The organism is Desulfoluna butyratoxydans (genome assembly GCF_900699765.1).
Taxonomy (GTDB): domain Bacteria; phylum Desulfobacterota; class Desulfobacteria; order Desulfobacterales; family Desulfolunaceae; genus Desulfoluna; species Desulfoluna butyratoxydans.
In genome coordinates this window covers 524,242-547,134 of sequence record NZ_CAADHO010000002.1, presented here as the reverse complement: position 1 = coordinate 547,134, position 22,893 = coordinate 524,242, and the positions used below count along the sequence as shown (strand labels likewise).

At 50.2% G+C, this 22,893-nt stretch carries 22 protein-coding genes; 16 read left to right on the top strand and 6 right to left on the bottom strand.

Translation table 11 applies throughout. The annotated features are described in order from the left end of the window. The first annotated feature begins 4 nt into the window (after window positions 1-4). The 15 genes from MSL71_RS07470 (at window position 5) to MSL71_RS07405 (ending at window position 15,262) form a co-directional block, all read left to right on the top strand. Window positions 5-400: a C40 family peptidase gene (locus MSL71_RS07470; RefSeq protein ID WP_180138341.1), complete on the top strand. Its 396-nt coding sequence runs from the start codon at window positions 5-7 to the stop codon at window positions 398-400. Continuing rightward, window positions 390-4,163, top strand: a complete 3,774-nt coding sequence (locus tag MSL71_RS07465; RefSeq protein ID WP_180138339.1) for a phage tail protein — start codon at window positions 390-392, stop codon at window positions 4,161-4,163. Before MSL71_RS07470 ends, MSL71_RS07465 begins: the two co-directional genes overlap by 11 nt. A 1-nt stretch (window position 4,164) precedes the next feature. Further along, complete coding sequence (locus tag MSL71_RS07460; RefSeq protein ID WP_180138337.1) at window positions 4,165-4,623, top strand: hypothetical protein; 459 nt, start codon at window positions 4,165-4,167, stop codon at window positions 4,621-4,623. 8 nt (window positions 4,624-4,631) lie between these two features. Further along, window positions 4,632-5,588: a hypothetical protein gene (locus MSL71_RS07455; protein WP_180138336.1), complete on the top strand. Its 957-nt coding sequence runs from the start codon at window positions 4,632-4,634 to the stop codon at window positions 5,586-5,588. Between the two features lie 16 nt (window positions 5,589-5,604). Beyond that, entirely contained in the window at window positions 5,605-6,378 is a 774-nt protein-coding gene (locus MSL71_RS07450) for a hypothetical protein (protein WP_180138334.1), read from the top strand. Between the two features lie 8 nt (window positions 6,379-6,386). Continuing rightward, window positions 6,387-7,220 carry a hypothetical protein gene (locus tag MSL71_RS07445; protein WP_180138332.1) on the top strand — a complete coding sequence of 278 codons (834 nt, stop codon included), beginning with the start codon at window positions 6,387-6,389 and terminating at the stop codon, window positions 7,218-7,220. Between the two features lie 5 nt (window positions 7,221-7,225). After that, on the top strand, window positions 7,226-8,050 hold the full coding sequence (locus tag MSL71_RS07440; RefSeq protein WP_180138330.1) for a radical SAM family protein: 825 nt from the start codon (window positions 7,226-7,228) through the stop codon (window positions 8,048-8,050). Next, window positions 7,938-8,912 carry a radical SAM protein gene (locus MSL71_RS07435; protein ID WP_343052559.1) on the top strand — a complete coding sequence of 325 codons (975 nt, stop codon included), beginning with the start codon at window positions 7,938-7,940 and terminating at the stop codon, window positions 8,910-8,912. The genes MSL71_RS07440 and MSL71_RS07435 overlap by 113 nt, the downstream gene beginning before the upstream one ends. 8 nt (window positions 8,913-8,920) lie before the next feature. After that, window positions 8,921-10,054 (top strand): radical SAM protein, encoded by a 1,134-nt coding sequence (locus MSL71_RS07430; RefSeq protein WP_180138326.1) that lies wholly within the window; start codon window positions 8,921-8,923, stop codon window positions 10,052-10,054. 8 nt (window positions 10,055-10,062) lie between these two features. Then, complete coding sequence (locus tag MSL71_RS07425; protein WP_180138324.1) at window positions 10,063-11,646, top strand: hypothetical protein; 1,584 nt, start codon at window positions 10,063-10,065, stop codon at window positions 11,644-11,646. A gap of 8 nt (window positions 11,647-11,654) precedes the next feature. Further along, the gene (locus MSL71_RS26870) at window positions 11,655-12,197 is read left to right on the top strand and encodes a thrombospondin type-1 domain-containing protein (protein WP_425484395.1); all 543 of its coding nucleotides are present in this window, start codon (window positions 11,655-11,657) and stop codon (window positions 12,195-12,197) included. Between the two features lie 16 nt (window positions 12,198-12,213). Next, window positions 12,214-13,131 carry a hypothetical protein gene (locus MSL71_RS07420; RefSeq protein ID WP_180138322.1) on the top strand — a complete coding sequence of 306 codons (918 nt, stop codon included), beginning with the start codon at window positions 12,214-12,216 and terminating at the stop codon, window positions 13,129-13,131. A 260-nt stretch (window positions 13,132-13,391) separates the two neighbouring features. Continuing rightward, complete coding sequence (locus MSL71_RS07415; protein WP_180138320.1) at window positions 13,392-14,234, top strand: lytic transglycosylase domain-containing protein; 843 nt, start codon at window positions 13,392-13,394, stop codon at window positions 14,232-14,234. An 8-nt stretch (window positions 14,235-14,242) separates the two neighbouring features. After that, complete coding sequence (locus tag MSL71_RS07410; RefSeq protein ID WP_180138318.1) at window positions 14,243-14,419, top strand: hypothetical protein; 177 nt, start codon at window positions 14,243-14,245, stop codon at window positions 14,417-14,419. Window positions 14,420-14,812: 393 nt separating this feature from the next. Then, a complete protein-coding gene (locus MSL71_RS07405) occupies window positions 14,813-15,262 on the top strand; it encodes a helix-turn-helix domain-containing protein (RefSeq protein ID WP_180138316.1) in 450 nt (149 codons plus the stop codon). A 313-nt stretch (window positions 15,263-15,575) separates the two neighbouring features. Here the strand turns inward: MSL71_RS07405 and MSL71_RS07400 are convergent, their stop codons facing one another. Both MSL71_RS07400 and MSL71_RS26865 read right to left on the bottom strand, forming a co-directional pair. Further along, on the bottom strand, window positions 15,576-15,812 hold the full coding sequence (locus tag MSL71_RS07400) for a hypothetical protein (protein ID WP_180138313.1): 237 nt from the start codon (window positions 15,810-15,812) through the stop codon (window positions 15,576-15,578). Between the two features lie 247 nt (window positions 15,813-16,059). After that, window positions 16,060-16,260: a winged helix-turn-helix transcriptional regulator gene (locus MSL71_RS26865; RefSeq protein WP_425484406.1), complete on the bottom strand. Its 201-nt coding sequence runs from the start codon at window positions 16,258-16,260 to the stop codon at window positions 16,060-16,062. A 947-nt stretch (window positions 16,261-17,207) separates the two neighbouring features. Between MSL71_RS26865 and MSL71_RS07390 the strand changes: the two genes are divergently transcribed. Beyond that, window positions 17,208-17,945: a hypothetical protein gene (locus tag MSL71_RS07390; protein WP_180138309.1), complete on the top strand. Its 738-nt coding sequence runs from the start codon at window positions 17,208-17,210 to the stop codon at window positions 17,943-17,945. Between the two features lie 257 nt (window positions 17,946-18,202). Here the strand turns inward: MSL71_RS07390 and MSL71_RS07385 are convergent, their stop codons facing one another. The 4 genes from MSL71_RS07385 to moaC form a co-directional block, all read right to left on the bottom strand. Then, complete coding sequence (locus tag MSL71_RS07385) at window positions 18,203-18,871, bottom strand: YkgJ family cysteine cluster protein (protein WP_180138307.1); 669 nt, start codon at window positions 18,869-18,871, stop codon at window positions 18,203-18,205. A 775-nt stretch (window positions 18,872-19,646) separates the two neighbouring features. Next, window positions 19,647-20,885 carry a murein transglycosylase A gene (gene mltA, locus MSL71_RS07380; RefSeq protein ID WP_180138305.1) on the bottom strand — a complete coding sequence of 413 codons (1,239 nt, stop codon included), beginning with the start codon at window positions 20,883-20,885 and terminating at the stop codon, window positions 19,647-19,649. After that, window positions 20,882-22,330 (bottom strand): DNA recombination protein RmuC, encoded by a 1,449-nt coding sequence (locus MSL71_RS07375; protein WP_180138303.1) that lies wholly within the window; start codon window positions 22,328-22,330, stop codon window positions 20,882-20,884. Before MSL71_RS07375 ends, mltA begins: the two co-directional genes overlap by 4 nt. Beyond that, entirely contained in the window at window positions 22,330-22,812 is a 483-nt protein-coding gene (gene moaC, locus MSL71_RS07370) for a cyclic pyranopterin monophosphate synthase MoaC (protein WP_180138301.1), read from the bottom strand. Before moaC ends, MSL71_RS07375 begins: the two co-directional genes overlap by 1 nt. Between the last annotated feature and the right edge of the window lie 81 nt (window positions 22,813-22,893).

The following is a 22,893-nucleotide window of genomic DNA, read 5'->3' as shown; positions in this document are numbered from 1 at the left end:
GCAGATGGTTCGGTATTTCGAAATCCCCTACAAGCACAACGGCAAGAGCTTTACGGGGGCGGATTGCTGGGGTTTTGTCGTCCTCTACTTCGAAAGCAAACTCGGGATAAAACTCCGGGATTACAAAGACATAATCCCTCCCGCCTATGCAGATGTGCGTAATTCAACCATTTTTATAGATAACGCCGAAGCGGAGTTCGAGAAAGTCGAAACCTTGCGAGAAAACGACTGCATCCTGCTCAACGTTGACTCAAAAACCCCCAACCATGTCGCGATCTACATCGGCAACGAAAAAATCATTCATATGATCCATCCGGCAGGGGTTGTCGTATCCCGCCTGACGGAGTGGCAGTCAAAGGTCCACGGGTACTATCGATATCGAGGTGTAAATGCAAGTTAAGATCATTACAAACCCCTTGGACAAGACAGAAATTGAAATCCGAGAGGTTGACTACACATACCAGTCTGTCGGTTCCCTTTTCGATGCACTCGAAGTGGGGGACAGAATGGACTTTTTTCCTGTCGTTTCTGGCGGCAGGGTCGAGTGGGATTATATCCACACCATTGATGACGAAGTGATATTCGTAGCAGACCTTCAGGGTAAAGCTACAGGAATAATTGCTGGCGCGGCATTGATCGGGTTAAGTTTAATCAACCCAATCGCGGGCACCATATACGCAGCAGGCTTCATGAGTGCTGGTGTCGGGATGGTTATCGGCGGAATCATGGGCTACCTCATGCCTACACCCGACGTCCCAACGCCTGACGGCACGGACAACACTCCTACCTACTCCTGGAGTGGTGTCCAGAACATCATCGGAGAAGGAACAACAATGCCCCTGGTGTTTGGAAAACACCGAGTGGGTGGGGCCATTGTCGAGGCCTTTATCTCGGGAGACAAGGAAAGCGGCCTCTCCGAGAAGAAATACTTGAACGTCATCTCGGCTCTATCCGAAGGCGAAATTGACAGCGTTGTCCCAGGCAGCATCCAGCTCAACAAAAAGGACATCGAACTCTACGGCGGCATCAAGCACCAGGTCCGTACCGGCACCTGGGACCAGACGGCCATGAACGGTTTTTCAAAGATCGTTCGACATCACTCTCTTTCCCGTGCCGTCCTCAAATGCAACAAGCCGTACATCTACAAAACAAATGGTGTGGTGGATTCAGCGGTCCTGGACGTCTCATTTAAAGCCCTCTATAAAATGGACGGCCAAAACCTGGCCAAAAATACGGTCAAGTTCGACATTGAGTACATCCTGTACGAAAAGCGCAACGACATTCCCTGGACCAAGCATGGAACCCTGGTAGCCACGGCCGAGAGCCGGTCTCAGGTGGAATTCCGTTACAACCTGGCCCCCCTGCCAACACGAGATCAGTATCTCATCCGGATAACTCGAAAAACACCTGACGCAATAAAGGTAACAGAGGCATGCGATGCGAACCTGGCAGCGGTGTCCGAGGTTGAAAATGCCTCTCTTCGTTACCCTCACACGGCCCTTCTCGGCATGCAAATCCTGGCCACGGACCAGCTATCCGGAGCAATGCCTTCCATTACCGCAGATGTCAAAGGTTTGAAGTTTCGAGATGTAAGGGATCTTGAAAAGGCTCCGGCCTGGACCGACAACCATGCGAATATCATTTTCGGAGCCTTGACGGACCATCGATTTGGGCTGGGGCGGTGGTTCAACGAGGGCATGGTTGATATCGAGTCACTCAAGGCCCTGGCCGACTATTGCGATGAAGAGGCCACCTATAAATACTGGGATTCTGCTATCGGGGCCTGGAAGACCAAAAAAGAGAAACGGCATGCGTTTAACATGGTTCTCGATCAGCCGATGAAAGCAAGTGAGTTCATCGAGATGATCTGTGCCTCATGCCGGGCAATGCCTTACTGGTCAGGCGACAAGCTGAAATTTGCCATCGACAGGCCATCTGAACCGGCCCAGCTATTCTCCATGGGCAACATCATCGCCGACTCTTTTGAAGAAACCTACTATGGCATGCTGGATGTGCCCAATCAGATCGAGGCCACATTCTATGACGAAGAAGATGATTTCAACCGTCATACCGTGGTGGCTGTGGACAAAGCCCGCATGGACGAGCCGACATTCTCCCGGCAAATCCAGATAAAAGGCACAACCAAGATGTCGCGCATTAAGCGGGACACAATGTTTGCCCTGAAAAAAGCCCGGGCCTTAGGCACCTCAATTACGTTCTCTGCCGGCGTCGACGCCGTTGTGGTGGAGCCTGGAGATGTCTTCCTCTTCCAGCATCACACCCCCGAGTATGGCCTTGCAGGTGGCCGCATCAAAAAAGTTCTCCAGAGTTCTGTTTTGCTCGATACACCCGCCGAGGTCGAACAGGGCGTTCAGTATTGTCTCCGGATTCGCCGCCGAGATAACACCCAGAAAGTATACAACCTGGTTGCGGAGCTCACCGGCGAAACCCGTGAAATTAAGATCAATGAGACCCCGCAATGTGCTGTCGGTGATGTCTATGCCTTTGGCGTGATCAAGAAAGAGGCCAAACCTTACCGGGTGACTTCGATCACGAAAAAAACCGACAATACGGTTGAGGTCAGCGGTGAAGTCTACAATGAATCGATCTACACCGAAGATGACTCGATTGAAGTGGAGGACGTTCGATACTCCTCCCTCGGCATTACTCAGAGATATGAACTCGATGGTACGGCCGAAGACCCGATCCCCATCAAACTCGCCGACAACCCCGCCGTTCAGACCAGCCATTACGATCAGCCCCCGTATGTGGATAAGATCGAGTTGACAGAGAGCGTGGAGATTGTCAACCAGCAGGTTGTTTCGAATATCCATATCGATTTCGCACCTGTGTCCATGCCGGACAACTCCCTGGCGAAAATAGTCCGGTATGAGATTCTCTGGAGCACCGACGGCAAGAACTGGTCTGGTGAACGGGCCATCGGCAGCAAGCACGTGCTTCGCAACATGCCCATTAGAAAGAAGATCTACATCCTGGTCCGGCCGTGGACGCAATACGGCGTGACGAATTACATTGATATGAGTGACTCCCGGCTCAGGTGGGAGATCACCCCCACAGGCGAGCCACCCGTTCCCGACAATGTTCAGGATTTTTATGTCACCCAGGTCGGCCGCGATCTCAAATTCACCTGGCTTCCTGTGGAAAACACGGTGATCGACCGATACGAGGTGCGGCTGGGAGACTGGACCCTTGGCCAGAAGGTGGGCTTTACCAAGAACGGCCATTTAACCATCCCGGTCAAAGGCATCGGGAAGAAAAAGTACTTCATCAAAGCCCGGAACACCTCTGGCGTTTGGTCTTACCTCCCTTCCATATACGAAGTGGATGTCGTTTCTCCGCCCGCTCAAAACATCCTGCTGCGCCTCGATCAGCGGAAAGATTCATGGCCTGGGGCTATGAAGAACATGGAGAAAATGATTGAAGGCGGCCTTCGGCTTCCGCCTGGGATCAAGTACGGCAGGTACCTAACGCCTCTCATCCGCCATGGTGCCATGGTTCGAGCGAGAAGCTCAGTGGATATCCAACTGGCCTCCGTGGCGTTTGATAAAACCATCTGGGAAAACGCCTTCGGAACATGGGACGAACGAAACGGCCCTTGGGAAATCCTTGACGATCTCGACAACATTGAGACCGACCTCGAGATTTCCTACTCAACCGGCCTCACCGAAAACTTCATCGATGTATTTCGGCTTGATGGAAACACCCTCTCTGAAAAGGGCCGAACGCCATGCATAAGCAAAGACCTGGTCTACGACGAAGGTTGCTTCCATAGAGGGATCTCTCAAGGGGTGCACACAGGCTTGGCATACGACATCTCCCTGCCTGATGCCTATACTCTCCGCCTCAGGCACACCGTTGGTGAAAACCCGGAGACCGGCATTGTCTTCACGTTGGGGAATGACACCGGGCGGCTCCACATAGTCGCCTTCCCTACCGGAGAATTCTGGCTTTGGGATATGTCTCAGCAAATCTCGGTTTCCCTGTCTCCCATCCAACCCAAGGATGACCTCGCCTTCGGAGTAACATCCAATCAGTCAGGCCAGTTCACCTTTTTTGTTCATAACATGACTGAGGGTGAGTCCGGGTCAAACTCCGGCCAGCTCAACTTCTCTAAACCAACCCAAATATCTGTAGGAGCCTAAAATGCTGAAAGAACACGAACTGCGCCTGTGCGGCGTAATGAATGCCACACTCATCAAGCCCAATGGAGATGTGCATGAATTCGAAGAGAAAAACCTCATTCTCAATGAAGGTTTCGACTTCATTTGCAACGCACTCGCCAGCCCCTCCGGCCGTCCCAACATTATGAAATATATCGCTGTTGGAAACGATTCTACAACCGCAGCACCCACCCAGGAAGGCCTTCTCGGGCAAATCGGCATTAAGGAAGCGACTTACGCCCATGCCGGTGGCACCAAATCATTTACTTTGACAACCACCTTTGAGGCAGGAGAGGCCTCCGGAGCCATTAAAGAGGCCGGTGTCACTAACAATTCCGCTGGAAACGAAAGCTCGACATTTCTGGATCGACTCACTTTTGGCGTCATCAACAAAGAATTGAACGATGTCCTGACCGTCACCTTTACCTTCACCTTCGCATAGGAATGTAAATGGGCACTGCTGTAACCTCACAATACCCTCATCATATCGAATGGGGCGGTGCGCTGACGACCTGGGGTGACAGTCTCTTTACATGGGAGGCTGCCAACTCAATCCATCATGTCCTTGATATCTCGGAGACTGCGACGTTATCGGACTCGACTGCCAAAGAGATCTTCCTGCCTTTCACCGAAGACCTGGCGGTACATGACGACTTTGCAAGAGAAACCACGTTTATGCGATCTCATGCCACGCGGGTAACGGTAGGCGAAGAGATCATCAAGCAAACAAACAAGCCATGTGCCGAGATTTGCGAGCTTAGCGACATCACGGCGAAATATATTGCATTGAACCGCGGAGAAAGTGTGGCGGTAGCCGAGGTTGAAACAGACCCCACCGACTACAGTCGAAACTACTATGAAACGGTGTCCATTGCAGACTCGATAGCAAAGCAGGTAGCCAAACCCGCAGGTTCGAAAATCTCCATCCGGGATGCCTTCATTAAGCCATTCTTATCAGGGGTGACTTCGGATGTTTCCCTTGTAACAGAAGACATGACGGGGGTGTCTGCTGAGAATTTCGCGAAAAACGACTATCCCGCCGGCATGGTTCCCTGGAGGCCATTTGTGGATGGCGAATATGAGTACCAGGATGCGCTCATCCGCCTGTCTGTCAAAGACAACACCCCAGGCGGCCAGACAGAAACCCGCCTTGAGCAGGAAGTGATCGTTTGTGATGTCGAGGATGTTATTGACGCCGGCACCGCAGTTGTCTCCGGAGTCCAGCGTGTTGAGTTTAACAGAAAATTTACCTCGCCACCCATCGTCACGCCCACCGTTCGAACCTGTAATGATTTTGCCATACCAGAGGTCGTTTCAACCGACAAAACCGGCTTTGAAATTCGACTCAGAAAAGTGGATGACACCAATGCCGATGGCTCTGTGAACTGGCAAGCCAAGGGATATTAACCTCATCGGAGGATGAATGACAAAAGATTTAAAAGTAATCCAGCCCGACGACATCGTTTCCGAGTCGCGGCCCGACATTAACCACAACTTCCAGCAGCTCAAAAGCAACTTTGCCGGATCGACCTACCCGGACAACCCAGTCCAGGGTCAGAGAATTTTCAAGGATGGTCATTGGGAAACCTACGATCAGGATGCTTGGAAGCCCGATCCTGCGCTTCACAACCATGACGAACGTTATTTTACGGAAGGCGAGATAAATACTCTACTCGCGCAGAAAAGCGATGTTGGTCATAGCCATGACGACACCTATTACACCGAAGACGAAGTGAACCTTCTGCTTGCTGAGAAGGCTGCCAAGAATCATGCCCATGATGATCGCTACTTCACTGAAACCGAAGTAACTCAGAAGCTTGAAACAAAATCAGACGTCGGCCACAGTCACCCGGAGCACTATACCAGGGAAGAGGTTGAAACGAAGTTGGACACAAAGTCCAATGTCGACCACTCCCATGACTCCAGGTATTACACCGAGTCGGAGATCAATTCAAAGTTGAGTACAATCAACACTGCGATCGCATCAAAACTCGGAGCTGGTTCAACAGCAGCGAACGCCTCAAAGCTTGCAGGGCAGACCTCGGGTTACTATCGCTGTTCAGGATGTTCCTGGACGTGTTCGACGTATTGCACTGGCGGATGTTCTAATAAATGTACCGCATGCACCGGATGCAGCTCATGTACAGGTAGATGTACTGGTTGTAGTGGTGATTGTTCTGGTTGCCGCGATCATTAGGAGGAAAATTGAAATTTAAACACGCAATTCAAAATCTTCCAACGATTTGTTATGCTTTTGCCACCTATGATGAGTTTCTTTCGAGCCTCGTCAAACATGTTATTGACCTGGTTGATGAGGTTAAGGCTGATTCGGTTAAAACGGCGACCAATGCTACGATGGCCGACAACACATTAGATTGGACTCGTTACAAATCCATAGCAATTCATCACGCCCCCGAGAGTTCAGAAGCAAGGCCGGTTGCTGAGTTTCTAAAAACACCTCTATCAGAACGGAGAGTGTTCTCAAATGCCGGAGGTAACCTCGAAGTACTGTCTGCACAGCATGATTCCTTCTTGATCCAGTCTGCCTCCGTCGAAGGTAGCCGCTACGTTCCGGTCGTCGATATATACGGCAATTTTAGCCACATAGACTTAAGTAAGCAAAACAGCCTCGGAATGTACACGGTGATAGAGAACGGCCAGGATGCCGACACAGCTTTAGAAGTTCACCTGGCCCCAGAAAGCGAGGAGATGGCTGACCTCATCGCCTTTCATTTTGCCTACAGTTACGACTTCGATCAAAAGGGGTTTGTACATGTCCCAGATGAAGTGGCCAAACGTAACTTCTTCAGACTAAAATGCCAGTACGAGGCACACCGTATTGTCGGCAACGACAGCGCGGCAATTGCCGACTTGGTCAAGCTCGTTACATTCCTTCTGCAACTCGTCCAGAACGACATGACCGAGGAGCAACAAACTCTCCTTTCAGGCTTCCTTGAAACTGAGATGTCACATGCCAGCCTCGCTCGTGTCGACTCTCGCCACCGCGCCCTCGGCGCACGTCTCAAAACACTAAGGTAGTAAACATGATTCAGCGAACCAGCCTGTCTATCAAGCTGTTCGCTGAATGCAACATGTCTTGTTCATATTGCATTCAGCGGACGCAGAAACAATACCCCTGTATCGATCTGCGAGAGCCCCTCCAGAGGCATCTCGCTAAGTACAACTACGAATTCGTTTCGATCATGGGTGGCGAACCCCTGTTGATTCCAGAATACGTCACTCGACTGGTCAAAATTATCAACGAAATGACGCCAGAAACACGGGTGACGGTCATCACGAACGGTACGCAGCTTAGCCCCGGACTTGTCGACTTCTTTAATGAAAAATGCGTGAAAATAACCCTCTCAACAAACTCCGTCAACGGCGGTGAAAAGTCCCTGGCTGAAATCTCCTCCAAGGCTGCTGCCGGCCCCAAAGTGATTGGCCACCTCAAAGAAATCGACAGACTCGACATCCGAAAGATTGTTACTCTTGATGAGGGTGAGTTTGCCACAGAGACTGCCATGTTGAAAGAAGTTTTCAGCCCCCTCAGGATTCACGTCTCGCCCGACTACACCACCTTGGATGAGTTCGGTGCAAAGCATCTGATGAATTTCGAAGTCAGCTTAGATAAGCTCTACCGCTGGTATGCCGGAGATCTTAGCTGGCTCTTCCTCTCCGGCACCAACAGAAACTGCTGTGACTGTTCTGAAAGCCACGTTATGAACGCCGACGGATCCATGACCACCCTGGCTGATGTTCAGGGGAATCACAACATCGTTGAGGGCTGTTCGCTTTTTGAAAACAGCATGGGAAAAGAGAATTATGCCCTCTACCGAAAGATCCTCAACCGCTACTTCGCAGTCTGAATCACTCGCAATTCACATCACCGAACAATGCAACATGCGCTGCTCATACTGTTACCTCAAAAACCGGCTCCCGGGGAGGATCTCCAGAGAAGATGTTGACCTGGCCATGGAGTTGGTGACCCCCCGAAAGGTTTTTTTTTACGGGGGGGAGTGCCTCCTCTACAAAAAGTTTCTTTGGAAAATCATCGGAGCCTACCCGGGGATCCAGTTTTTTGTTGTCACCAACGGAAAACTACTGGATTTCGACTTCCTGCATCGTTTAGCAACAGTAAATATGGGGGTCATTACCTCTCTGGACTCTCTTGATCTTGACGAGTGTAATCCCAGAGGGATGACTCGCAAGCATCAGGCGAGCCTTATTTCCAACCTCCGGAACGCCCGAAGCTTTATGTCGGCCTCACTTCTCCATACAGTCGGTCCTTGGACGGTGGGATTGGCAAAATACCAATCGCTGGCCAACGAGCTGCAAGCCAACATTGACTACTGCGTCTTGATCTCTGATGATCCTTGCAAATTCGAATCAACCCCATTCGCTAAGGCCCTTGCAGGCATCCCTCAAGAGGTAATCCAAGATCTTAGCCGGGAATACAGCTTCAAACCGCCCAAGCTTCGGCTCCACGTAAACGGAGAGCTTTCTTATAGCTTTAAACGCGGCTCCCGGTTCTCCCTGGGGTATGTGACCTCTCTAAAATCGATACCCGAAAGAATGTGGCCATGCATGCCGGCCTGTTGCCGAGATTGCTCGCTACATACCCGATGCCAACTCGCAAACATTTTCCCTGAGGCTGCAGGCGAATTTGCATCTAAAGGTACATTAAAAGCCTCCTTTGCATGCCAACTCACCAATAACCTCTTGACGTAGGACATACCATGACAAATTCCATCCCCAAAGAGTACCAGATCCTGACAAATCTCAACTGCAACCTGGACTGCTCGTACTGTTACGAGAAAAAGTGCAAAAAGGTCAACAAAATCGAAGATATCCGGGAGTTCCTGGAAGCATGTTTTGAACGGGATAAGGAGAAAGACTTCGACGTGAATGTAACCTTTGTGGGCGGTGAGTGCCTGATGTATCCCGAACTTCTCGCATTATCCATCGATCACGCGAAGATGCTTTGCGAGAAATATGAAGTCGGCTTCAATGGTGCGTCCATTTCGACGAACGGTACGCTCATTACCACCCCCGACGTCCAGGAATTTCTCCTGAAATACAAGCACGACCTCCACGTCGGCCTCTCCATTGACGGCCTCAAAGAGAACCACGACAAGCATCGGGTTTATAAAACGTCTCGCAAAGGTTCGTATGACGACGTTGTGGCCGGCGCAAATTGGCTTTTCGAAAACTACTGTCCACACCGGATCGGTGTCAAAGCTACCTTCACCAAAGACACGTTTGACGATTACGCAAAGAGCGTCATCAGCTTGATTGACCTCGGTTTTATTGATATTGGGGCGAACCTGATTTTCGAAGGCACCTACGACCAGGTCTTCGGCATGAAGGTAGCCCGACAGCTCATTGATGTTGGCGAATACCTCTTCAAAAACAACCTGCAGGATAAAGTGAAGGTTTTTCAACTCAACGGGTTTGAGGATATCGAGGGGATGAACTACCAAACCTCCCTTGGCCACGGTAACGAAGGCAGAAACGCCTGCGGCAGTACCGAGCACATGACCTGCCTTGGTTTTGATCGCAAGATCTATGGCTGCAACCGATTCTGCACCATGGATCGGGACGACATGCACGTCGGTATCCTGAACAAAGGTGAAATCGTTCCCTGCAACCACTTTCTCAAAGAGCAGATTATCACCCAGTACAAAGCCCTTCCGGATGAATGCCAGAGCTGCCCTGTGGCTCAGTACTGTTCTGCGTGCGTGGCAATCCCCTACGAATATGACAACGACCCACAAAAATATCTGGATGAAAAGCGTATGTGTGGCTGGACCTACGGCCAGACCATCGCTCGGATGTATTTTGCAAACGGCCTGCGTGGCTTGGAAAATTAGGAGTTTAAATGACAACACTCAAGGTGATTGGTGAGGGGGAGCGCCTGGCAGATAGCCGCCAGGACATCAACGAAAACTTTGCCTCACTGGACGAAGGTAAAGTAGAAAAAATCGATGTGACAGCGTCCCCGACAGCAGATACAATTCCGCGCAGAACCAACGCTGGCGACATTAATATGCGCCTTCCCCGGAGCACCTACGTAAACGATAGTAGAATCAATTCAAGTGCTGCGGTTATCATGCGAAATAGTAACTCTGGGGACAACTACCATCGATCTGTAACTAAAGATGCGTTTAAGATGTGGTTTGAAAGTCTACATGGCCTTGGTGACGCCAACCTGCCAAACAAAGAGCCTAACAATCAAGACATGTATACCCATTTCTTTGTTGTTGGTAAGTCAAATCCGAATTCGCCATTCAATCAAAACTCTGTAATTTTGCAGCTTCTACGAATTCCTCCGACGCATGCGGTACAGCTCGCTTTTGATTGCCTTGGACAATGTTACACTCGAGAGACCAGTGATGGTGGTATGACATGGAATAGTTGGGTTTCAGGTACTACCGCCTTTCGTGTTGATTCAAAAGGTAATGGTCACGACATTGTCAGAACGAATGGCGGCTCTTTCATGAAGCAAATAACGGCCCGAGGTGGTGTAGCCATGGGCCGAGATGACTCAATAGTTATCGTTGCTGGTGATAAAAGAGACGAGGTCGTTAACAATACAGATCCAAATTTGGAGTATCTTTATCTTGGGGCGGACAGTGATGTGTACGTCTTGGCAGGCCTCCAAGATGGTTGGGGTGTTCGCAAGTCGTTCAAGTTTGACCGCAACGGAGATCTCACCATTCCAAGGGGAATTAAAATAGCGAATGCGACTTTAACCCAGGGCCGCTCTGAGGGGCCTCTTCGTGTCACCACCCCTCATGGGCACATTGACGTCGGCCCTTACAACAGCAGTTACGCTCACATTCACACCGACCGGCCTAAGTTCCACTTTGACAAACCCATGTACGTAAACGGGGATATGTTTGCGGGGAAAGGTTACAACAAGCGAGTTGTACTTGAAGGGGAGCCGACAGTTGGTATCAACCACACTGAAGGCAATGGGACTCCAATTTCACTCGACAACGGTGATTTCAAAGTGACTGTCCATGATGGAGGGGGGAATCTTAATTTTAAGGCGGGTTGTGACAGATGCTGTACCGCTGACACCTACAAAAAGGCAGGCGATGGTGCGGTAAAAATGACATTTAACTACGCTGAAAGTGATGGGACAATTATCATCAATTTGGCCCCAAAGGCAGCGGCAGTAGGAGATACTGTAGCCTACGACAAAGCCTTTCAATTTGCGCGTAATGGTCTCATCATTGGCGGCAAAAAAGCACTTGTTCGAGACGATCCGGTCTCCAACCTCTCTCAAGATTCCACACATAGGTTCGTCACTGACACCGAAAAAGCAACTTGGAACGGCAAACTTGATTCTACTTCAACCGCTGCAAATGCATCGAAATGGGGCGGGGCCAATAAAACAGTTTCAACCGCCGCGCCATCAGGTGGGGCAGATGGAGATATCTGGTTTCAGTATCTATAAGAGGTTCAATGTCATACGTCAAAATAAACAAATCATGGCGTTCTTTCTCACGGGCTTACGTCAAAGTCAGTGGCACGTGGCGAGAGGCTAAACTTATCTACGTTCGTATCAACGGTACGTGGCGTCAGGCACATGATGGTTATTCATATAGTTGGTTTACCGGTTCCTATGGAGGTTGCACAAAGACCTGTGGGACAGGCAGCCAGTCTCGCTCGGTTTATTGCAGACGCTCGGATGGTGTGACCGTTACAAATTCAAAATGCACAACTGCCAAACCTGCAACGTGGCGTTACTGCAACAAACAATCCTGCACCACCTGCCCCACATATAATAAATCTACATACACGTGGCTTGAAGAAAGTAGTTTCACGACCTACAGGACTCTTCTTTACTACGGAAGCTCCAGGCCTTTTACACACTTCAGGAAAGGCCCTACCACCTATAACTATGGAGGCTACAGGTATAGTAGGTCCACACATAAGGATAGTTGGTCGAAATCAGATAAGAACTGGTACAAGTGGTACTACGCAATCTGCCGTACCCTTCTCTAATTATGAAGGAAATAGAATGAACACAATCGTCTGGAACAACGAACTGTCAGAAGGCTTTGTAGTAGACAACGCTAAAGGAATTGGCTGTGACATCAAAACGAAACCCTCTCTGGATTTCCCCTTTGATGGGCTCTACTATGAGCCCGAGATTGGCAACGCTTTTAAAGTTGTCAAAGGGGGGGCCTTCATTCCACTTACCTCTGAAGAAATCAACGCAATAAACTTATTCATTTCTGGTTACGCTTTCCCGGATGAACCGGTTCATGTTGTAGATTTAGACGGGGTGTACCGTGGTCTGGTGGATACAGCAAAGATGGAAGAGGGTGATAAGGCAGTCCATACGGCTCCTCCATCAGAAGGACACATCTGGCGTGACGGGGCATGGCAAAAAGTCGAAATTGCCGTACGAGAGGATGGAACATGGGAAGACCACCCAACCGCCACCGACATTTACGCCATATATTTCACCAAAGGGGAATGTTCACCTCTTCCCTCAGAGGGATTCAAGTGGAACTTCAAAGCCGAGGCTTTTTATGATGCAAGAGACCTTGAGAAAACCCGTTATGAGAAATCCACCGATATCAGAAATGTTTATGAAGCAAAAAATTGGCAAACATGGGGCAAATTCATTCCTCAATATGAAATGGAAACATGGCGGATGCAGGAGTCGGAAGCTTTAGCTTTCGAAGCGGATGCAAAAGCGTCCACACCTTTCCTTGATGCATTGATCGCAAACAGGGCTGATTTGAACGTGTCTGACAAGGCGGCGCTTGTGGAGGAGGTCCTTTCCAACGCCACCTCTTTCAAAAAAATCCTGGCAAAGACCATGGCCGAGGAATTTAATCTTCTTACCAAGGTAAAAAATGCAACATCTCTTGCTGAATTGGATTTGATCGAAATCCCTACCGTTACCCCTCGCTGGCAACCCGCATAACCCGGAAAGGCTTACAGCATTATTCAAAAACCTTATAAGTCATCGAAATAAAGGGGTTTAAGCAAATTCGAAAACTTGATGAAAAAGCCCTGTGGTTAAACGAGGTTAACGTCCTGCCTTACTGCGATGAAATTACAATTGAAGCCACTAAGATCAAAGGTGTGGATTCAGTTGGTTGCGTTAGGACCAGAGTATAGTGATCGTCCTGTAGATCTGGCAATGCATTTCTCTGATGATAATTATGCTGGCATGGTGATGACATGCCCCCTATCCATCTCGTAATAGGTTCAATAGGAGTAGCGACTGGAGCCCTCTTGCCATATGTCACGAAGGCTAATACAGGTCTTAAATTAAAATTTTTGCCTTCATTTGAGCCAGGTATATTGCAAAGGCAATCAACAGAGCTAACAAACCAGCGGATATCAATGAACTGGCCTTCCAGATGCCCAACAAGCCGCTCGAAGAGTGATGGGATAAATGTTGTTTTCGATAACACCTATGCTGGCGAAGGTGAGATCCCCAATCCAGCTCACTCAAGTCCAACTTTTACAAACTTCGGGTTTAGCGAGCTGCAAAAAAAGATTAACTTTGAGCCTAAAGCTCATCATGTTCCCCTGCCTTTCTCAAGGAAATTAATGACCACCAACTTAATCGAAAAAATCACCATCTTTGCGAGAAAACACTCGCTTCCACCCGAAATCGTCTACGGAGTTTGTGTCCAGGAAAGCCGCTTAATCCCAATTGCGGCTCGCTTTGAGCCAGGTTATCGATGGCTTTATAAAGTTGAAGAAGTTTGCCCCCCACTCTGCTCTAAAGCTACCGAGAAAAATCTACAAATGACCTCCTTCGGCCTCATGCAGGTGATGGGAGCTGTGTACCGCGAATACGGTTATAAGGGATGGCTTACGGCACTTTTCAACGACACTGAATCCCAACTCGAATACGGGTGCAGGCATTTGGCCCGAAAGGTCAAGAAATACGGTCTGAACGAGGGTATCCTCGCCTACAATGCGGGTTCTCCCCGAAAAAACGCATCGGGTCGCTACGTCAACGAGGACTACCTGAAGAATATTCTAAGGCATTCCCTTTCATTTAAAAATTGAGGTATAAAATGCAATTGAAAGAAATCAACGTGATTCGGACTGTGCTGGGAATCATTTACAGAACCTTTGTGCGGAAATCGCTCAAAAAGGCTGTGGATGACCCCAGTCACGTTTGGGACGATATCATGATGGGTGCTTGTGATGCAGTTTTTGGCAACGCCGATAAACCCAACAAGCCGGAATAACGAAAAAGCCCCATGCTACGGAGTAGCATGGGGCTTTTTTTGTTTCTAAAGGAAAGGATCATGGCATCAGTGATTTGGCAAGACCAGCCTATGACCGATGGTCCTCTCCCTTGGCCGTATCTCAATAAGCGAGGAGATTCGATCATCCACGTTCTCAATGGTACGGAACGCTGTTTCACGACTGGCCCCATAGATTCCCTAAAACGGGGTCATTCTGCACTGATTTATTTTCGTGCAAGAAAGAACAACTCGAATACTTCAAGTTTAATAGTTGAAAATTTTTCAATTATAAGATTGAAATTTGTCTTGACTTGGAAAGTCGATATCACCTACTAATCAGCCATGGCATAAAATTCTTTTGATCTTGCAAACCGACTATAAGAAGAGACCACAATGGACATTATTGACATTTTCAACGGCCTCACTGAGGAGCAGCGGAAGAGAATGATTGGCTGTATATTAAGGGATATCAGATCTAAAAAAGGGATATCTCAAACCCATGTGGCCAACACCCTTGGATATAAGAGTACCAATTTCATTTATATGGTTGAAAAAGGCAAGGCTCTTATACCTGCACAAGCGATAGACAAATTCATTCACGCTTATAAAATCCAGAACCCTTTGTTTAGGGTCATCATTTTCAAATCTTTATACCCGGATATTTGGATTAATGTTCAACACATTCTATCGGCCGCCCTTTATACCGATGATGTGAAAACCCTCGAAGAAGGCTCTATTAAACTATTCTTCAAGATCTGTCGCAATATACCTGAGCTTCATGATATTACCGACGGTCTCGATGGGTTATCGGGACTTGCAGGCCTTTATGAGGACATGTATTAATCAAGCTGAACGATATTCAACAAGAAAAGATATTGAGCAAAAAAGTCCCTCCCATTTCTCAAAAAAGCTTTTCCTTAACCTGTCTATGCAAATCTCCAGCAGAAACCATGATACTTGTAATTCCGAGCGAGCGACTGCCTTTGGCAGTCGCTGGGCGACAGGCCACCTGTTGTGTTCAAACCCAGAACCACCACTGGTGAAAGCTCTCCTGGGCAAGTGGGTTTAAAATATAGTCAATCGGTGGGTTGGCCATAAAAATAAATACCACCTTTATTAGATAAACACTCCCGCACGTCCAGCACCACCAAGGATATCACTGATTGCTCGCGATAAGAGAAATATCAAAAAGACAAGTCTCGAAATAACTTTCATTTTCATTGAAAAAAGCCCTGATAACCTCTGCCACATTCTTTAATACTTTCTCGACAAGAATAATATCTTCCAGAACAAGATCACGTCGTTGGCCCAACAATTCTAACTGCTCCAGCAACTGATTAGCTCGTAATAGCCGTTCCATCCCCCTCAGTGTATCTCTTTCAACATCGAGCATATCTACCTCACTTGCAAAACCGGCTCGCAAAAAAGTGTTTCTTGATCATTCAAATAGAGCGAATAAAATGCTCATCGCATCGACATAAGGCTACTTACACAGGGCGCATAATACTGTCAAGAAATATTCATCATGAATACGATATACTGCGTAAAATTCGATAGTTCAACATTCACATTGGTCAAATGTTAGTTAGAAGTCTATAATTTAAATATATTATAACCACAAAAGTACTACATTATTCGATCTACTCAGATTTAGAAAGTATATGCTTCATTAACCTTGAACCCTGGGCCGTTAAAGATATTCGCCGCTCGCTATCGGCTTTAACCAACCCCCTGTCCTCAAGTAACGTAATATTTCGCCATACCGATGGCTGGGAGATCAAGACATTTCGGATAATATCTTTTTGACTGAGGGGTGATTCCGCATCCAAAATACAAAGCATAATCAACAATTGGTTAAGTCCGCCAGGAAGCTGCCGTCGACTCTCCAGTAATATATTCTTCAGGCATCGTGCTGTCATATCGTCTCGCTTAAGCTTTCCAAATTATACAATATACATCTTTATTTTTACTCGCAACATGCTTCTTTTTATAGATTATGTCAATGACACATTATCCCTTTTGGTCACATAATATGTGAAAAATGGATCAGCCAAATTGCAAGAAGTATTCGCCGTCGTCCTTTTCAAAGGGTACTCGATTTTTGCTTCGATTCTCTATCAGGCAAAATGAAACCATAACCAAATAATCTGTGAATAAGTCGACCCCGGAGGCAGATCTGATGAAATGCCCCCCTTAATTCTTCCTGTTAAATAATACGTCGCGTCCTTGGCTTGTTTCAATTGCTGACAACCATTAAAATCTTCATATTATTATTCTATTACACGAGGCCTTTAGAGCGATTCCATTTTTTGACCGTTCACACAACATTCGTAATCTCCCATGATCACAGGTAGGGGTCCTGCAGAATTTGCTCGCAAAGCCCTTGACACTCTGGGAACAGCCATATAATTTCTCAAAACAACAGGAAATTACGCAACCCTGAATAACAGGCAATACGTATATACCCGTCAATGAATTCATCAATTACCCGAAATAATACAGAGCAATACAACCAAATACTTATATCGGGTATTCTTTGAACTCACTGGTACTACGGAAAAATTCATTTTATATGAAGGATTCAAAGCTTCGTCATTGGCCCTGCCACGCCTTGCAAAAGTCTTCTTTGCGCAAACAGGTGTCAACGCTCCATATCCCATTGAACCCGAGAACGAACTATACCAGACATAACGGGTAACCAATGAAATACCACACGAAGACGCTCAAGACTGAAAGAAGACCTCAAAGTAAAGCAAAGTAAGATATGCTTGATGCAGGAGAAGAAAATATGAAAAGCAGAGGAAAATCAGCATTTACCAGCGCGGCACTTTCAATGTTACTCTCAGGGGAGGGACTTACCTCTTTGGAAATGTCCATAATCGGGGCTGAAAAATACGGTGTAAATAAAGGAGCCCCGCAATACTCGAGTATTCTGACAAAAATCTATGGATCAGACCTTGGTTTTTTCATTACCCGTGCTAAAAATGACGACAAGGGGGCATATAAGTACACATTACACCCTGACGCATGCCGCATGACCTTAGACGAGGCATACAGCCTTTATGATGCCAGGGGTGAAATAACCCTCCAGAATATTACCCAAAAAGTCAAAGCAATTAAAAAGGTTGATCTCTCAAAAGACCCACGGCCAATGGGAAAAAGGCATTCTTATACGATGCTAACGGAACAAGCCGAAATACCAGAGCTACCTGTATCAAAAACCGCCAAAGATCTTCGATCATTACACTCCCCTGAGGAGCTGCAAGGATCGCCCGCCTGGTATAGGTCAACATTGGAAGAAATGCAAAAAAACCAACGGGAACTCGAAGCCCAAATTTCTGAATTGCGCCAATCCATTCTTAATAGTCCCATAGAAAATAAGACAGTCCCATCCTGTGAGGCATCCACAAAGACTCTTGCCGATGCTATCAATAAGCTTGCTGATCTATTGGGTGAAGGACAGATCAACGTGAATCTAAACCTCACTCATCGAATTATTTTCGGCAAAGATGTCACCGATGACTGATGGAATTTAAAAAATGAGTGGTGTACATAACGATCGAAATCAAACCCAAACCGATGGAAGGGTGTACAGTCCAATAGCCTAAAAATTGATACTTTTTCTAAGCAGAGCTCCTCTTAATGAACGCATATTGGACTGATACCATTATATCCATTGCCCCTTAAAAGCAGCATACTGCCCCAAAATGGTTTTAATTGGGCGCAGATTTCACCCATGTGACAAAGGTCAAAGAGACTGTAAATGCCGTAGGAGCCCTCGGCCTAACTCGCGCACTCTTTCTGGATTAACTGTTCGATACCGATGCAGCCGGTCATAAAACCGTGTTTTTTGGTGGCGGGGTATTCCCGGCAGATGGCGGGCTTCACATCATGGATGGCGCATTTGGCCTTGCCGCCTTCCATGGTGAGAAAGGGACAGGGGTCCTGGGGCTCGCCCGTGCCGGGGTCGACCCAGATGGTGTAGCCCCCGTCCACCTTGTCTTTTCCCACCCAGGCCAGGAGATCGTCCCGTCCGGCCTTCTTCCACATGGCAATGTCCTCGGCGGTGAGGGCACGGCTGTAGTCCAGGTTGGTGCAACACTGACCGCACTGGAGGCATGTAAAGTCGTGGAGTTCCGTGGTTAAGGCCACCCCCTCTTCCCCTTCGGGTCCTCTTGCCTTTCGCACATCCGACCAGAACATGAGGGAAAAGGCCCGGCACAGGGTCTCCTCGGTGAGGGTTGGGCTGTTCAGAAACTCCTGGACCAGGGCGATCATCTCGTACAGGCTCCCCTCCCCCCCGCTCATGACCTCCCGGAAGCGCTCCGGCCACCCCCCGCCGGCCATGGCAGCCATCTCTTCCAGGGTGTCCTCCTGGAGACCGTACTGCTCCAGGTCCAGGCATACGGCATCTTTGGCTTCTTCTGTGGTCAAAAAGATCTCAGCGTCCATCCGGTCCCCCTTTTTCATGAAACCTTCGTCATTTCAGGTATGCGAGTGCTCAGCGGGTGGTGTTGGTCAGGCCGTCTTTTGCGGGCGGCTGCGGGCCCGGTTCCAGGGCACGAGATGGAAACCGGGTGCGCTCAGGTCGGATGCAAGACACAAAGCTCCGACCCAGAAGGGTAATCGATGAGGAAAATCCGCCAACGCCCGGGGCGTCGGCAGTCTGACACCATTGAATCACCGGGCCTGTCGGTTGTCAAATCAATTCACGGGAAAGATCATTGCTCAATCACATGAAATAATTATTAAACCAAGCCAGAGGTCCACTTAATTTGAGTGTGGGGATAAAAAATAGGAGGAAATCGAAAGATTGAGGCACGGCCTGTCCCCGCCGAAAGCCCTGCCAACGAAGGGGAAGACGGGATTAACCACTCGTTATAACTTTGTTTTTTAGCAACAACTTTGACTGATCTTGAAACGTTTTTCCAGGAAAGATAAGGTAAACATACGCTAAATGAAAAATTGAGATTACCGCCGAGCTTCAACACCATTCATGTAACCTTGGGCAGGGTGAAGGCCCGAAAGGTTAACGTACAACAAAGGGAGTTCCGGTGGTATTCGGGGAGGTTTGCTCACTCTCCAAGGGTGGCCCGCTGGCAGGGGCCACCCTTTTTTTGTTGTCACTCTTCAGATCAAAAAAACAACCTCAGGCGGCAAGGCGTGCCACCTTGAAAGCAGGCAGCGGATACGTTTGGCCTCTGGCAGGGCCGCCGACCATGGCACGTCACCTCACCGAGGGCTTCAACACGAGAAAGTAGAGGGACCCGGTCTGCTTCATGTGGCCAGCCGTAAGTTCCGCCTCTTCCCCATGGCCGGTGAACAGATCCACCCGCCCCGGGCCTTTGATGGCCCCGCCCGTATCCTGATTCATCACGAACCTGCCGAAGGATTCCCAGGAGAGCACTTCATCCGGCCTTGTTTCCCCGGGTTTTTCCGTGGTGATAAAGGCGATGCCGCAGGCGGGAAAGGGCCTCTTGTCCGTGGCGATGGAGCGGTTGGGGGTCACGAGCACGTTGTAGCAGCCCAGGGGCCCCTTGGCCTCTTCCATAAAAAAGACCATGCTGGGGTTGTAGTTGAACACCTCCTGCCTGCGCTCCGGGTTCTCCTCCAGCCACCTGCGGATGGACTGCATGGAGACCGCCTCCCTTTCCAGAAACCCCTGCCGGATCATGTACCTGCCGATACTGCGGTAGGGATGGCCGTTTTTGGTCTGGTAGTGCACCCTGAGTTCCTCCCCGTTCTCCATGGTGATAACCCCCGAACCCTGAATTTCCAGAAAAAACAGATCCACGGGATCATCCACCCAGGCCAGGGGCTCGGTGCGATCGAGAAGAGCGCTGCCGTTGTCCGCCTCATGACGGGTGTAGTAGGGCACCACCGTTCCCTTTTCCGTCACCCGGCCGATGAGGTGCCGCTTTCCCGAGGCCTTCACCCCGGGAAACCGGGAGATATCGATGGTCACCAGGTCGTCGGGCCGGGAGAGCACGGGGTAGCGATACCGCTCGGTCTCTTCGGTGTGGCCGAAAAGTGAGGCTTCGTAGTAACCGGTAAAAAGAACTTCCCCTTTTCCGTCCCGTCCCGTGGACCGGTACACACGGTAGTTGTCCCGGATAAATCCCGCAACCGCCTCAGGGGAAGGGTCCTCGTGAATGGCGTAGAGAAGGGCCACGGCCGAGCGAATCATCTCCGAGACGCTGTAGCGGTCCTCTCCCACAGTAAAGGTACGCGTCTTGGGAATCCTGTTGTAGTAGACCAGGCTCCGAAACAGGGCCTCTTCAAGCCCTTGAAAATCCAGGTCGTCCTCAAAGGAGGGGTACCCCGCCTCCCCCGGAACCACGGGCACCAGCGCAGGAAGCGCCTTGCTCTTCTCTTTGCCCGTGGTGATGCAGCCAAAGCACAGAAAAACCAACGCAGCAGCCACGAGCCACCACCGTGCACCGGTTCGTTTAAAGGCGTCCATCATCCTGCCTCCACCTTTCTGGGCACCGTTTCGACGGGATCCGGTGCTTCAATAACAGCCGTATCCTTCTCCCGCACCCCCAACTCTTCAAACCGCCGGGCCGAGACAAAGAGGCGCCGCTCAAAGGAGCCTGCCAGCTGGTTGTAGGTGGAGGTCACCTTGCCGATCTCCCCGCCCAGCTTGTTCAAATGGGAGGCAAAGGTAACCACGCGGCTGTAGAGCTCCTTGCCCAGCGCCTGGATCTCGTGAACGCTTTCAGCGGCCTGCTCCTGGCGCCACCCGTAGGCCACAGCCTTGAGCAGGGAGATCAGGGTGGTGGGAGTGGCCAGCACCACCCCTTTTTCAATGCCCTCTTCAATAAGGCCGGGCCGCTTGGCAAGGGCCGCGGAGAAAAAGCTCTCCCCCGGGATAAAGAGGACCACAAACTCAGGGGCGGGCTTGAGACCCGCCCAGTACGCCTTGCCCGAGAGAACCTGCACATGGTGATGAAGGGCCCGGGCATGTTCGTCCAGATGTTTCGCCTTTTCCCCTTGGGTGGTGGCCTCCATGGCCCGCAGATAGGCGGCCAGGGGGACCTTGGAGTCCACGGCAATGCGCCGCCCTCCGGGGAGCTGTACCACCATGTCCGGTCGCATGGCACCGGCCTCGCCCTTCATGCTCACCTGCTCGAAAAAATCGCACCGGTCCACCATGCCAGAGAGCTCGGCCACCCGCTTCAGGGTGATCTCGCCCCAGCGACCGCGCACATTGGGCACCTGCAACGCCCCGGAGAGCTTGGTGGTCTCCTTCTGGAGCACGGCATGGGTCCGGGCAAGGGTCTCCACCTGCTCGGTGAGGGCCCCGTACGCCTTTTCCCGCTGCATCTCCATCTGACGGACCTTCTCGTCGTAGGCTTTCATGGCCTCGGCCACGGGGGCCACGATCTCTTTGACCGCCTCCCCCCGGCGGGTAAAATCACGCCGGGCCTCGCCAACCACCGCCTCCAGGGTCTCCTTAGAGAGCTGGGCAAAGGTCTTTGCGTTGTCTGCCAGGGCATCGGCAGACAGGGCCTTGAGCATCTGGCGCAATTCGTCTTTCTGGGCAGAGAGCAGGGCCACCTTCTCGCCCGCGGATTCCCGCTCCTTCACAAGCTCGGCCTCAAGGCGCGCCATGCGGGACCGCAGGGCGATCTCTGTTTCTCCCTTCTGATGAAGGGCGGCATCCCTCTCTTTGATGCCCTGCTCCAGGGTGAGAAGGTTGGTCAGGCGTCCCCGGGCCTCGGCCGCTTCATCAGCCAAGGCAAAGAGTCGCTCCTCCTGGGCATCCCGGCTCTCCAGGGCCTCGTCCAAAGCGCGAACCGTCCGGCGATGCCGAAGTCCGGCAAGACCCCAGGCTGCGGCCGCACCGGCCACCAGCCCCGCCCCCAGGGCGGGCTGCATCAGCATATCCAACAAGCCAGAGACTGCCATCACGCCCCTTCCCGCTGGTACACGCCGGACTTACCGCCGCTCTTGGCCATAAGGCGAATTCCCTCAATGGTCATGCCCTTGTCGTAGGCCTTGCACATGTCGTAGATGGTCAGGGCAGCAACAGACACCGCATGGAGGGCCTCCATCTCCACCCCGGTCTCCCCTTTCACCCGCACCTCGGCCTCAATGCGAAAGGCATGGTTCTCCGGCTCCGGATAAAAATCGACACGGGCCCCGGTAATGAACAATGGGTGGCACATGGGAATGACCTCGCTGGTACGCTTGGCCGCCATCACCCCTGCAATGCGCGCGGTCTCAAGGACGTTGCCCTTTTTCACCCGGGTGTCCGTGATCCGCTCAAACGTGTCGCGATTCATGACAATGCGGCCCTCGGCCACGGCCCGACGGTCCGTGGCCGCCTTGTCCGTGACATCCACCATGCGAACCGCGCCGTCCTCATCAATATGCGTAAATTCTTTCATGAAAAAATCCTTTCTTATAAAGCATGCCTCCGGCGGGTCGCTTTTTTAAAAAAAAGCTCCGCAAAAAACTTTTCTAAGGCA

What these genes read in the sequence shown, in the direction of transcription:
- MSL71_RS07470 (WP_180138341.1), top strand. Translation starts at nt 5, where the DNA reads ATGGTTCGGTATTTCGAAATCCCCTACAAGCACAACGGCAAGAGCTTT.
- MSL71_RS07465 (WP_180138339.1), top strand. Translation starts at nt 390, where the DNA reads ATGCAAGTTAAGATCATTACAAACCCCTTGGACAAGACAGAAATTGAA.
- MSL71_RS07460 (WP_180138337.1), top strand. Translation starts at nt 4,165, where the DNA reads ATGCTGAAAGAACACGAACTGCGCCTGTGCGGCGTAATGAATGCCACA.
- MSL71_RS07455 (WP_180138336.1), top strand. Translation starts at nt 4,632, where the DNA reads ATGGGCACTGCTGTAACCTCACAATACCCTCATCATATCGAATGGGGC.
- MSL71_RS07450 (WP_180138334.1), top strand. Translation starts at nt 5,605, where the DNA reads ATGACAAAAGATTTAAAAGTAATCCAGCCCGACGACATCGTTTCCGAG.
- MSL71_RS07440 (WP_180138330.1), top strand. Translation starts at nt 7,226, where the DNA reads ATGATTCAGCGAACCAGCCTGTCTATCAAGCTGTTCGCTGAATGCAAC.
- MSL71_RS07435 (WP_343052559.1), top strand. Translation starts at nt 7,938, where the DNA reads ATGTTCAGGGGAATCACAACATCGTTGAGGGCTGTTCGCTTTTTGAAA.
- MSL71_RS07430 (WP_180138326.1), top strand. Translation starts at nt 8,921, where the DNA reads ATGACAAATTCCATCCCCAAAGAGTACCAGATCCTGACAAATCTCAAC.
- MSL71_RS07425 (WP_180138324.1), top strand. Translation starts at nt 10,063, where the DNA reads ATGACAACACTCAAGGTGATTGGTGAGGGGGAGCGCCTGGCAGATAGC.
- MSL71_RS26870 (WP_425484395.1), top strand. Translation starts at nt 11,655, where the DNA reads ATGTCATACGTCAAAATAAACAAATCATGGCGTTCTTTCTCACGGGCT.
- MSL71_RS07420 (WP_180138322.1), top strand. Translation starts at nt 12,214, where the DNA reads ATGAACACAATCGTCTGGAACAACGAACTGTCAGAAGGCTTTGTAGTA.
- MSL71_RS07415 (WP_180138320.1), top strand. Translation starts at nt 13,392, where the DNA reads ATGCCCCCTATCCATCTCGTAATAGGTTCAATAGGAGTAGCGACTGGA.
- MSL71_RS07410 (WP_180138318.1), top strand. Translation starts at nt 14,243, where the DNA reads ATGCAATTGAAAGAAATCAACGTGATTCGGACTGTGCTGGGAATCATT.
- MSL71_RS07405 (WP_180138316.1), top strand. Translation starts at nt 14,813, where the DNA reads ATGGACATTATTGACATTTTCAACGGCCTCACTGAGGAGCAGCGGAAG.
- MSL71_RS07400 (WP_180138313.1), bottom strand. Translation starts at nt 15,812, where the DNA reads ATGCTCGATGTTGAAAGAGATACACTGAGGGGGATGGAACGGCTATTA.
- MSL71_RS26865 (WP_425484406.1), bottom strand. Translation starts at nt 16,260, where the DNA reads ATGCTTTGTATTTTGGATGCGGAATCACCCCTCAGTCAAAAAGATATT.
- MSL71_RS07390 (WP_180138309.1), top strand. Translation starts at nt 17,208, where the DNA reads ATGAAAAGCAGAGGAAAATCAGCATTTACCAGCGCGGCACTTTCAATG.
- MSL71_RS07385 (WP_180138307.1), bottom strand. Translation starts at nt 18,871, where the DNA reads ATGGACGCTGAGATCTTTTTGACCACAGAAGAAGCCAAAGATGCCGTA.
- mltA (WP_180138305.1), bottom strand. Translation starts at nt 20,885, where the DNA reads ATGATGGACGCCTTTAAACGAACCGGTGCACGGTGGTGGCTCGTGGCT.
- MSL71_RS07375 (WP_180138303.1), bottom strand. Translation starts at nt 22,330, where the DNA reads ATGGCAGTCTCTGGCTTGTTGGATATGCTGATGCAGCCCGCCCTGGGG.
- moaC (WP_180138301.1), bottom strand. Translation starts at nt 22,812, where the DNA reads ATGAAAGAATTTACGCATATTGATGAGGACGGCGCGGTTCGCATGGTG.